This window comes from Mesorhizobium sp. M6A.T.Cr.TU.017.01.1.1, assembly GCF_004023115.1.
In the GTDB taxonomy this organism is placed as follows: Bacteria; Pseudomonadota; Alphaproteobacteria; order Rhizobiales; family Rhizobiaceae; genus Mesorhizobium; species Mesorhizobium mediterraneum.
Genome location: NZ_RZTA01000108.1, coordinates 1 through 10263 on the forward strand (window position 1 = coordinate 1; position 10263 = coordinate 10263).

Annotated in this window: 10 protein-coding genes; 8 read left to right on the forward strand and 2 right to left on the reverse strand. The window is 64.4% G+C overall.

The window, feature by feature from the left end; all coding sequences use genetic code 11:
- The 6 genes from EOB36_RS26670 to EOB36_RS26700 form a co-directional block, all read left to right on the forward strand.
- Nucleotides 1-1259: hypothetical protein (locus EOB36_RS26670; protein WP_128286061.1), on the forward strand; the 1259-nt coding region annotated here is incomplete at its 5' end.
- Between the two features lie 167 nt (nucleotides 1260-1426).
- Nucleotides 1427-2731 carry an ABC transporter substrate-binding protein gene (locus EOB36_RS26675; protein ID WP_128241615.1) on the forward strand — a complete coding sequence of 435 codons (1305 nt, stop codon included), beginning with the start codon at nucleotides 1427-1429 and terminating at the stop codon, nucleotides 2729-2731.
- 221 nt (nucleotides 2732-2952) lie between these two features.
- Nucleotides 2953-3834: a branched-chain amino acid ABC transporter permease gene (locus tag EOB36_RS26685; protein ID WP_127291275.1), complete on the forward strand. Its 882-nt coding sequence runs from the start codon at nucleotides 2953-2955 to the stop codon at nucleotides 3832-3834.
- A complete protein-coding gene (locus tag EOB36_RS26690) occupies nucleotides 3831-4793 on the forward strand; it encodes a branched-chain amino acid ABC transporter permease (protein WP_128241614.1) in 963 nt (320 codons plus the stop codon). Before EOB36_RS26685 ends, EOB36_RS26690 begins: the two co-directional genes overlap by 4 nt.
- Nucleotides 4790-5515, forward strand: a complete 726-nt coding sequence (locus tag EOB36_RS26695; protein ID WP_128241613.1) for an ABC transporter ATP-binding protein — start codon at nucleotides 4790-4792, stop codon at nucleotides 5513-5515. The genes EOB36_RS26690 and EOB36_RS26695 overlap by 4 nt, the downstream gene beginning before the upstream one ends.
- Nucleotides 5512-6231, forward strand: coding sequence for an ABC transporter ATP-binding protein (locus tag EOB36_RS26700; RefSeq protein WP_128241612.1), 720 nt, complete (start codon nucleotides 5512-5514; stop codon nucleotides 6229-6231). Before EOB36_RS26695 ends, EOB36_RS26700 begins: the two co-directional genes overlap by 4 nt.
- On the opposite strand, the gene EOB36_RS26705 is transcribed toward EOB36_RS26700, so the two are convergent.
- Nucleotides 6232-7662 (reverse strand): sodium:proton antiporter, encoded by a 1431-nt coding sequence (locus EOB36_RS26705; RefSeq protein ID WP_128286062.1) that lies wholly within the window; start codon nucleotides 7660-7662, stop codon nucleotides 6232-6234.
- Nucleotides 7663-7703: 41 nt separating this feature from the next.
- Nucleotides 7704-8303 carry a bifunctional nicotinamidase/pyrazinamidase gene (gene pncA, locus EOB36_RS26710; RefSeq protein ID WP_126104078.1) on the reverse strand — a complete coding sequence of 200 codons (600 nt, stop codon included), beginning with the start codon at nucleotides 8301-8303 and terminating at the stop codon, nucleotides 7704-7706.
- A gap of 304 nt (nucleotides 8304-8607) precedes the next feature.
- On the opposite strand from pncA, the gene EOB36_RS26715 reads away from it, so the two are divergent.
- Nucleotides 8608-9471, forward strand: coding sequence for a xanthine dehydrogenase family protein subunit M (locus tag EOB36_RS26715; protein ID WP_128241610.1), 864 nt, complete (start codon nucleotides 8608-8610; stop codon nucleotides 9469-9471).
- On the forward strand, nucleotides 9468-10263 hold a 796-nt coding region (locus EOB36_RS35390; RefSeq protein ID WP_245467895.1), incomplete at its 3' end, for a (2Fe-2S)-binding protein. The genes EOB36_RS26715 and EOB36_RS35390, both read left to right, overlap by 4 nt.

A 10263-nucleotide genomic window follows, 5' to 3' on the forward strand; every position in this document is an offset into this window, starting at 1 on the left:
TTCTGGCGCTGCTGCCGCCGGACTCCATCAACCGCCTCTGGCGGCGGCGCCTGCCGCTTTTCGCATTCGGCGACGGCGCACGGACTATCGTCAGTCTGATATTCTTTGCCGGCTTTGCAATTCTTGTCGCGGCCGGCCTGTTCGGCAGCCGCGATCCGCTCTCCAACCCGTTGCCCCTCACCATCTGGACGCTGCTCTGGGTTGGGCTGGCCTCGCTGCAGGGCCTGTTCGGCAATCTCTGGTCCTGGCTGAACCCCTGGTACGGGCCTTGGCGCGTCATCTCGCGCCTGTTCGGCAAGCGGCGGACATGGCGCCCGCCCCCTTGGCTCGGCTGCTGGCCGGCCGTCGCGCTGTTCTTCGCCTTCGCCTGGTTCGAGCTGATCGACCCGGCGCCCGACGATCCGGCACGGTTGGCCTGGGCCGCCGGCTTCTATTGGCTGCTGAGCTTTGCCGCCATGCTGGTGTTCGGCTACCGCGACTGGAGCCGGCGAGGCGAGTTCCTGGCCGTCTTCTTCGCCATGATTGCGCGCTTCGCCGTCGTCGAGCGCAATGAAGTCGAGCGCAATGAAGACGGCCGGCTCAGTCTGTGCTGGCCGGGCGCCAAGCTCAGCAATGCCGCGCCGCTGTCGCCCAGTGGCCTCGCTTTCCTGTTGCTGGCGCTGTCGTCGGTCTCCTTCGACGGCCTGTCGAAAACCTTCTTCTGGCTCGGCCTGTTCGGCATCAATCCGCTGGAGTTTCCCGGCCGCACGGCGGTGATCGGCATCGGCACCTTCGGTCTCGTGCTGACGTTCGTCTTGCTTGCAGCCGCATTCATTCTTGCAATTGTCCTCGGCCAGCGCCTGGCCGGAAGCGAGCATTCCCTCAGTCAGGCCGCCGGGCTGCTGGTCTGGTCGATCGTGCCGATCGCGCTCGCCTATCATGTCGCGCATTATCTGACGGCGCTGCTGGTCGATGGCCAATACGCCATCGCCGCCCTTTCCGACCCCTTCGCGCTGGGCTGGAACCTGTTCGGCACCGCCGATATGCAGATCGAAGCCGGCGTGGTCGCCGGCGCCGGCTCGGCGTGGTGGCTGTGGAATCTCCAGGCCGGCGTCATCATCGCCGGTCACATGCTCGCCGTGCTCGTCGCGCATGGCCTCGCCTGGCGATTGCACCCGGTTCCCGCCCGCGCCACGCTCAGCCAGTTTCCGCTCACCGTGCTGATGATCGCCTATACTGTCTTCGGCCTGTGGTTGCTTGCCACGCCGGCGGCCGGATGAGACAAAAGCCCGGCTCGATGGCGTCGATTAATCCCCAGGGAAAGCCCGCTTGCCACATCAGGGCTTTGGTGATTTAGTTTGTACACATGCAATTTCGGCCCTCTTATTAAGAGTGGCCTACCTCGCTACAGCCATTGGTCAAAACTCAAAAAACAAGGGGAACTGCCGTGACTGACAAGAATGGGTTTTTCGATCTCTCCAAAACCGGCCTCACCCGCCGCACCGCGCTGAAGGGGTTGGCCGCGGGCGCCTGCCTTGCCGTCGCGCCTGGGTTCGTGCGGTACAGCCAGGCGCAGAGCTCGGCGCCGATAAAGATCGGCTTCCAGTCCCACCGCACCGGCATTGGCGCCGCCTATGGCCGCTGGTATGAAAAGACCACCGCCGCTGCGGTCAAGGCGATCAACGAAGCCGGCGGCATCAACGGCCGGCCGGTCGAGGTCATCATCGAGGATGACGGCACCGATCCCGGCCGAGGCGCCGAAGTGGTCGGCAAGTTCGCCACCCAGCACAAGACCGACATCGTCTACGGCACGCTGTTTTCGCATGTCGTCATCGGCTCGGCGCCCGCCGCCGGCGAAGCCAAGATGCCCTATTTTGTCGTCAGCGAAGGCCACCACGTCGCCTCGACCAAGCTCAACCGCTACGTCTTCCAGCCCGGCATCACCGACGTGAAGAGCCAGATCCAGTCGATGGCGCCATGGATTGCGGCGAACGCCGGCAAGAAGGTGACACAGATCTTCCCCGATTTCGCCTTCGGCTATGATCATCGCGACTACCTGCCGTCGGCGCTGAAGGCGCAAGGCGCCGAGGTCATCGCCCAGATCGCCATCCCGCCGACGGAATCGTCCTTCACCAAATATTTTCCGCAGATCCCGGCCGAGACCGAGGTGATCTACCACGTCATGGTCGGCCCGGCGGTGCTCACCTTCGTCAAGGAGCTCGGCGAATTCTACGGCTCCAACCGGCCGCAACTGTTCGGCTTCATCGATTCGCTCGAGGCCACCGACATCAACAGCCCCGGCCTCGAATTCCTCGACGGCAGCCATTTCTGGGAAGGCTCGCCGCGCTACGCGCAGCCTGACGACTCCGCCGCGCAGAAGGCCTATCGCGCCGCCGTCGGCATCGACGACAATGGTGCTGCCGTCGGCGATCCCAAGGACGTGTCTACCGCCGCGCACATGTTCGGCTGCTGGGAAACGCTCTATGTCGTCAAGAAGGCCATGGAGGATGCCGGCTACAAGGGTCCAGAAGACCGCGCCAAGCTGGTCGAGGCGACCGAAGCCTTGACCGAGTTCGCCGAAGGCCCCGAGCATCCGCAGGGGCCGAAGACCTTCAACGGCAAGATCCATCAGTGCTTTGGCATCCAGAACATTTCGAAGGTCGAAGGCGGCCGGCTGAATGTCGTCCACAAGACCAAGATCGAGGACGGCCTCTACGAGCCGGAAGGGGATTACACGACCCAGCCGCTCTAGACACGGCTTTGTCAGTGAGCGTGGGAGCCAAGTCACCCCCCTCTGTCCTGCCGGACATCTCCCCCTCAAGGGGGGAGATTGGCAGTTCGTACGAAGGCGGCTGCCTACCGACTTTGGCGATTGGCGAAACCGATGATGCCAGCCGATCTCCCCCCTTGAGGGGGAGATGGCCGGCAGGCCAGAGGGGGGTGCGCCTCGCACCGGCCATGGGCATATAACCGATGCACTTCGGACCCCACCTCCTCCTCGCCGCCCTTGAAGGCCTCGTCACCTCCGCCGTGCTGGCGCTGACGGCGCTTGGCCTGTCGCTGGTGTTCGGCGTCATGCGCGTCGTCAATGTCGCCCATGGCGAGTTCTTCATGCTGGGCGCGGTGCTTGCCTGGGCGATCTCCACGGCGATATCAGGTCATCCGGCGCTCGGCTTCGTGGCGGCCCTGGTGCTGGCGCCGCTGATCGTCGGCCTGATCGCGCTGGTCGCCGAACGGCTGGTGCTGCGCCGGCTGAATTACAATCCGGAAGCCACCATCGTCGCCACCATCGGCATGCTCTACATCATCCAGCAACTGGCGCTGACCTTCTATGGTCCGGAGGCACGGCCGGTGGAGCCGCCCTTCAGCTACCGCATCCTTCTGCCGTGGTTCGGCTATTCCGGCTACAAGCTGTCGATCATCGCCGCGTCCGCGCTTCTGCTTGTCGCGACATGGTTCGTGCTGACGCGTACGAAAATCGGTCTCGTCATGCGCGCCACGCAATATGACAGCGAGACGGCGCAGGCCTTCGGCATTCCGGTCGACCGCGTCTATGCCGGCGTCTTCGCGCTCGGCGCCATGCTGGCGGCGGTGGCCGCGGTGCTGATCGTGCCGATCAGCCAGGCGCATTATCTGATGGGGCAAGACCCGCTGCTGCTGTCCTTCATCGTCGTCATCATCGGCGGGCTGGGCTCGCTGCGCGGCACCGTCGTCGCCGCCGTGCTCATCGGCCTGTCGGACGGCGTTATCTCGGTGTTCTTCTCGCCGACGCTGGCCAAGATCATCGCCACGCTGCTGGTTGCCATGGTGCTGGTGTTCCGGCCGCAAGGGCTGTTCGGGACGGCATCGCGATGAAGGAGGCTTCACCGGCAAAAGCCTATGCGTTGCATCTGGGCGTCATCGCCCTGCTTTTTGCCCTAAGCTTCGTCCTGCCGGAATATCACCACGGGCTGCTCGCCCGCATCATGGTGCTGGCGGTCTTCGCCATGGGCTACAACATGCTGTTCGGCTATGTCGGGCTGCTCAGCCTCGGCCACGCCATGTTCTTTTCGGCCGGGCTTTATGGCGCAGGCCTTGCCGTCATCCATCTCGGCTGGAGCGTGCCGGCCGCCTTCGCCGCCGGCCTTGCCTGCGGCGCGCTTCTCGCGCTGGTGATCGGGGTGCTTGCACTGCGCACGTCTGGCGTCGCCTTCATGATCGTCACCATGATGTTCGCGCAGGTGTTCTACCTCATAATCCTCTATTTCGCCGCCTGGACCGGCGGCGACCAGGGCCTGGTGGTGCCGCAGTCGGCGCGTGTGCTTGTCTTGGGCAACACGTCGCTCGGCCTCACCAATCCGACCGTGCGCTACATGAGCGCGCTCGTCCTGTTCTCGATCGTGCTGCTGGTGACGCTCGCCGTCGTCCGCTCCAGGTATGGCCGTGTGCTGGTCGCTATCCGCGAGAACGAGGAGCGGACCAAAATGCTCGGCTACGACACGTTTTCCAACAAGCTCGCCGCGGTCGTCGTCTCCGGCACCATCTGTGCGGCCTCGGGCGCCGCCTACGCGCTGCTGTTCGGTTATGTCGGCTCGACTTTCGCCTCGGTGCAATATTCCATCCTGCCGCTGCTCTGGGTGCTGCTCGGCGGTGCTGCCACCACGCTCGGTCCGCTGATCGGCACGCTGTTCATGTACTATGTCGTCGACATCACCAGCGGCTACACTTCGGCCTACCTGCTGATCGTCGGCATCGCCCTCATCCTGCTGATGCTGTTCTTCCCCAAGGGCATCCTCGGCACCATCCGCCAACGTTGGCTAGGATGGCTGCCATGATGCCGCTGCTGACGACCAAAGGCCTGTCCCGCAATTTCGGCGGCCTGCGCGCCGTCGACGGTGTCGATTTCGCCCTCATGCCGGGCGAGATTCGCGCCGTCATTGGCCCCAACGGCGCCGGCAAGACCACCTTCGTCAGCCTGGTCAGCGGCCGCATCCAGCCGTCTTCGGGCATGATCGTCTTCGACGGCGCCGACATCACCAACCTGCCGGCCTACGCCAGGGTCCGCCTTGGCATCGCCTACACGTTTCAGATCACCAGCGTCTTTGCCAATCTCACCGCCTATGACAATGTCGCGCTGCCGGTGCAGCGCACGCTGACCGATGGCCGCTCGAAAGGCGCCGTGCATGCCGGCGTCATGGCGGCGCTGGAACGCACCGGCCTTGCCGACCGCGCCCACATGCCGGCCGGGCAATTGTCCTATGGCCATCAGCGCCTGCTCGAAGTGGCCATGGGGCTGGCGCTGAAGCCGCGTCTGCTGATCCTCGACGAGCCGACGCAGGGGCTGGCCGACAGCGAGATCGACAATTTCATCGGGCTGGTGCGCGAGATCGCCAAAAGCGCCACCGTGCTTCTGATCGAGCACAACATGCCGGTGGTCATGCAGCTTGCCGACCGTATCACCGTCTTCAACGCCGGCAAGATCCTGGCCGAAGGCACGCCCGAGCAGGTCCGTGCCAACGCCGAGGTGCAGGACGCCTATCTCGGGACGACCCCATGACTGAAACACGGTCTGAAGCACTGACCATCTCCGGGCTCGACTGCTTCTACGGCGAGGTCCAGGTGCTCTATGGCCTCGACCTCGTGCTCAACAAGGGCGAGGTGCTTTGCCTGTTCGGCCGCAACGGCGCCGGCAAGACGACGACGCTGAAGGCGATCATGGGCCTCGTTCCCTCACGTGCCGGCTCGATCAGGCTCGACGGCAAGGAATTGACCGGCCTGCCGGCGCACGACGTGCCGAAGGCCGGCGTCGCCTATGTGCCGCAGGGCCGGCGGCTGTTCGCCGAGATGACGGTGGCGGAAAACATCGAGATCGGCCTGATGGCCCGCAGCAAGGGCAAGACGACGCGCGAAAACGTGCTCGACCTTTTTCCGCTGCTGCGCCAGCGGCTGAGACAACGCTCCGGCACACTGTCCGGCGGCGAGCAGCAGATGCTGGCCATGGCGCGGGCACTGTGCCTCGAACCGGAGGTGCTTCTGCTCGACGAGCCGACCGAAGGGCTGATGCCGTCGATGATCGCAAAAATCCGTGAGACGGTGTCGAAGCTGCGCGACCTTGGCGTCTCGACGATCCTGGTCGAGCAGCGGGTCGATGCAGTGCTGTCCGTCGCCGACCGGGTCTCGTTCATCGAGAACGGCCGCAACCGCGAGACCGTCGATGTCGAGGAGCTCCGCGCCGATCCGTCGGCGGTCCGTCGCTATGTCGGTGTCGGGTAGTCACCCGAAGAACAAAAAGCCTGCAAGCAAAAATATCGGGATCAGCACCGCGCCCGACCATGCCATGTAGCCGAAGAAGCCCGGCATCTTCACGCCGCGATGCCTGGCAATGGCATAGACCATGAAGTTCGGTGCATTGCCGATATAGGTGTTGGCGCCCATGAACACTGCGCCGGCCGAGATCGCCGCCAGCGTCGATGCGAAGGTGGTCATCAGATGCTGCGGGTCGCCGCCGGCGAGCTCGAAGAACACCAGATATGTCGGCGCATTGTCGAGGAAGGATGACAGCGCTCCGGTCATCCAGAAATAGGCAAGGTCGTTGGGCTCGCCCGTGGGCGAGCTGACAAGCGAGACCAGAGGCGCCAGCGCGCCGTCGGGGCCGGCCCTGAGAATGGCGATGACCGGCACGATGCAGATGAAGATGCCGGCGAACAGTTTCGCCACCTCGGCGATCGGCTCCCAGTGGAAGTTGTTCGCCTCCCTGTGGCTCTTGCGCGAGACCGCCAGCGAAAGGAAGGCAAGAGCCAGGATGATGGTGTCGCGCACGAGGTTCTGCAATTCGAGGCTCACGCCCTGGACGGCGAAAGCCACGCCTGGCTTCCAGGTCGCGGAAAGCAGGATCGCGCCGATCACCCCGGCCAGCAGCGGGACGTTGGCCAGGCCTCGGATGCGCACCTTCGTATCCGGTGTCGGATCCTTGATCTTTGGCGCGCCGTCCTCGCGGCGATGCAGGACCATGTCCATGGCCAGGAAGACGGCCAGCACCAGGCCGCCGACGAACAGTGTCTCCTGATAGAGATTGGTGGTGGTCCAGAAGAAATCGACGCCGCGCAGGAAGCCGACGAACAGCGGCGGGTCGCCGAGCGGCGTCAGCGAGCCGCCGATGTTGGACACCAGGAAAATGAAGAAGATGACGACATGGGCGTTGAACGGCCGATTGTCGTTGGCGCGCAGGATCGGCCGGATCAGGATCATCGAGGCGCCGGTCGTCCCGATGACCGAGGCGAGCATCGCCCCGATCAGCAGCAGTCCGGCATTCACCAGCGGCGTGCCATGGATGTTGCCGGCGACGAGGATGCCGCCCGAAATGGTGAACAGCGCAAACAGAAGAATGATGAACGACATATATTCGGTGAGCAGCGCATGCAGTACCGCTTCCGTGGCCGAAGGCATGCCGAACGCAACCGCCAGCGGCACGACCACAAGCGCCGCCCAGAAGAGGGTGATCTTGCCGTAGTGGTGCTCCCAGACATGGTGGAAGAGCAATGGCCCGGTGGCGATCGACAGAAGCAGGCCGGCAAAGGGAAGCGCCCACCACAGCGACATTGTTTCGCCTGGCAACTCGTGGGCCTCGGCTGCGAGCGCTATGTCCGGAAGCAGGGTTGCGACTGCCACCACAGCGCCCGCCCTCAAAGCCGCCGCAAACCGCATAAGGCCCCCTCTGGAATTGTGTCGGATGCGATTGGTGATGTTCAAGCCAGCGTCACGCCGGCATCACGCATCCGGTTCAGCATCGTCTCGACGGACCCGTTGAGATTGATGCCGCGGCAGGCGTCGAGCCGCACTGTTGTGTGGAAGCCCTGCTTGACCGCATCGAGCGCCGAAAAGGCGACGCAGAAATCGGTCGCAAGACCAACCAGGGTCAGCGTGTCGATGCCGCGCTCCCTGAGATGGCCGGCAAGGCCGGTCGGCGTCGTATGGTCGTTCTCGAAGAAAGCCGAATAGCTGTCGATCGCCGGCCGGAAGCCCTTGCGGATGACCAGTTCGGCCTTGGTCCAGGCGAGGCCGGAGTGAAAGTCCGAGCCTAGGCTGCCCTGGATGCAGTGGTCCGGCCACAGCGTCTGCTGGCCGTAAGGCATCTCGATGGTCTCGAACGGCTGCTTGCCGGGATGGCTGGAGGCAAAGCTCGAATGGCCGGCGGGATGCCAGTCCTGCGTCAGCACGACATGTTCGGTCCGCCGGATCAGGTCGTTGACCAGTGGCACGATCTCGTCGCCGCCGGCCACCGCCAGCGCGCCGCCCGGGCAGAAATCGTTCTGCAGGTCGATGATGACAAGCGCTTCGTCGGCCATGGGCCTCCCTCTTGTTTGTCCGGAGGCATGACCCGAACCGGAAGTCTGCCGAAACGTGGAATCCGGTGTTCGAAGCCAGGTTCCACCGAAAAATGCCGCTGGACGCGACCGGATGCAGAAACTCGACCAGATGGCCGGCTGCGTCAACCTCCAACGGTATAACAAATGCGTGCCGCCGCGCCGATGCGGAGAGCGGCCCGAAACTCTGGCTTTGACAATTCCTCCCGGCTTGATATCATTTGCATACGAATGAATTTGACCGGCCCGAATGCCGGAAGGATCCCTATTTCTGGGAAGGCAAAGCGTGATCCGTTACGCGAAACCCACCACCGTCGACGAGGCTCTCGCTTTGCTTGGCGAGGCTTCGTGGCGCATCCTTGCCGGCGGCACCGATTTCTACCCGGCACAAGGGGCCAAGCCTTTCCGCGAGAATGTCCTTGACATCAACGGTCTCGCAACGCTGCGCGATATCGCCGAAACCGAGGACCATTGGGTCATCGGCGCGCGCACGACCTGGACCGATCTTGTCCGTCATCCGCTGCCGGCGGCGTTCGATGCGCTGAAGCAGGCGGCGCGGGAAGTCGGCTCCGTGCAGATCCAGAACGTCGCCTCCATCGCCGGCAATCTCTGCAATGCCTCTCCGGCCGCCGACGGCGTGCCGGCGTTGCTCATTCTCGACGCCGAGGTCGAGCTGCGCTCGGCAGCGATGGCCCGCCATCTGCCGCTGAAAAAATTCATCCTGGGAAACCGCCGCACGGAACTGCAGCCGGGCGAAATGGTCACCGCCATCCGCGTGCCGAAAAACGCCTCCGCCGGCACGTCGGCTTTCGTGAAACTCGGCGCCCGTCGCTATCTCGTCATTTCCATAGCCATGGCGGCCGCCCGTCTGACCGTTGAGGACGGCATCGTCGGCAACGCTGCCGTCGCCGTCGGCTCCTGTTCAGCGGTCGCCAAACGTCTTGCAAGTGTCGAAGCAGCCTTGCGCGGCCTCCCGGTTGACCACGCCCTCGTCACTGCGATCCAGTCCGCGCCGATGGACGAGCTGTCGCCGATCGGCGACGTCCGCGGCAGCGCCGAATACCGGCTGGACGCCGTGCGCGAGATCGTCGCCCGCGCCGTGCTTGATGCCGCGGGTCACGCATCGAATGACAAGGCGGTGGCGGCATGAGCAAAGCTCAGCCTGGCATGAGCATGGAGCGGGCCGACATCGCCTTCGAGGTCAACGGCGCCGCCGTTTCTGTCTGCGTGCCGCCGGTTCGTCGTCTCTCTTCGGTGCTGCGCGACGAATTGCGCCTGACCGGCACCAAGATCGGCTGCGACGCCGGCGACTGCGGCGCCTGCACGGTGCTTGTCGACGGCGAACCCGTCTGCGCCTGCCTCATGTCAGTGGCTTCTGCCGCTGGCACCGTGGTGACCACGGTCGAAGGGCTCGCCAATGGCAGATTGTCGGCGCTGCAAGCTTCGTTCCTCGACCATGGCGCCGCGCAATGCGGCATCTGCACGCCCGGCCTGTTAATCGCGGCAACCGCGCTGCTGGACAGGGAGCCGAACCCGAGCGAAACCGAAGTCCAGGATGCGCTGGGCGGCGTCCTGTGCCGCTGCACCGGGTACCGGAAGATCGTTGCGGCGGTGATGGATGCTGGACGGTTCGCGAGCGAACTATCGACGGACGGCATTGCCCCTCTTCCGCCTGCCGGCACCTTCTCCCCGTACAGTGACGGGGAGAAGGACGAAGCTCCAGCGCTGGCGTCCCCCTCTCCCCGTCTTTCACGGGGAGAGGGTAAGGGTGAGGGGCAGCACCAACTTCAGCGGCTCGATCTCGACCTTGACCGCAGAATGCCAATCTCAGGCCATGCTGTAGGCTCCTCTCCGATCAGGCTCGACGGCCTGCCGAAAGTCACCGGCGGCGAAAAATTCGGCGGGGATTCCTTCCCGGCCGATGCGCTGGCGGTGCTGGTGG

What these genes read in the sequence shown, in the direction of transcription:
- EOB36_RS26685 (WP_127291275.1), top strand. Translation starts at nt 2,953, where the DNA reads ATGCACTTCGGACCCCACCTCCTCCTCGCCGCCCTTGAAGGCCTCGTC.
- EOB36_RS26690 (WP_128241614.1), top strand. Translation starts at nt 3,831, where the DNA reads ATGAAGGAGGCTTCACCGGCAAAAGCCTATGCGTTGCATCTGGGCGTC.
- EOB36_RS26695 (WP_128241613.1), top strand. Translation starts at nt 4,790, where the DNA reads ATGATGCCGCTGCTGACGACCAAAGGCCTGTCCCGCAATTTCGGCGGC.
- EOB36_RS26700 (WP_128241612.1), top strand. Translation starts at nt 5,512, where the DNA reads ATGACTGAAACACGGTCTGAAGCACTGACCATCTCCGGGCTCGACTGC.
- EOB36_RS26705 (WP_128286062.1), bottom strand. Translation starts at nt 7,662, where the DNA reads ATGCGGTTTGCGGCGGCTTTGAGGGCGGGCGCTGTGGTGGCAGTCGCA.
- pncA (WP_126104078.1), bottom strand. Translation starts at nt 8,303, where the DNA reads ATGGCCGACGAAGCGCTTGTCATCATCGACCTGCAGAACGATTTCTGC.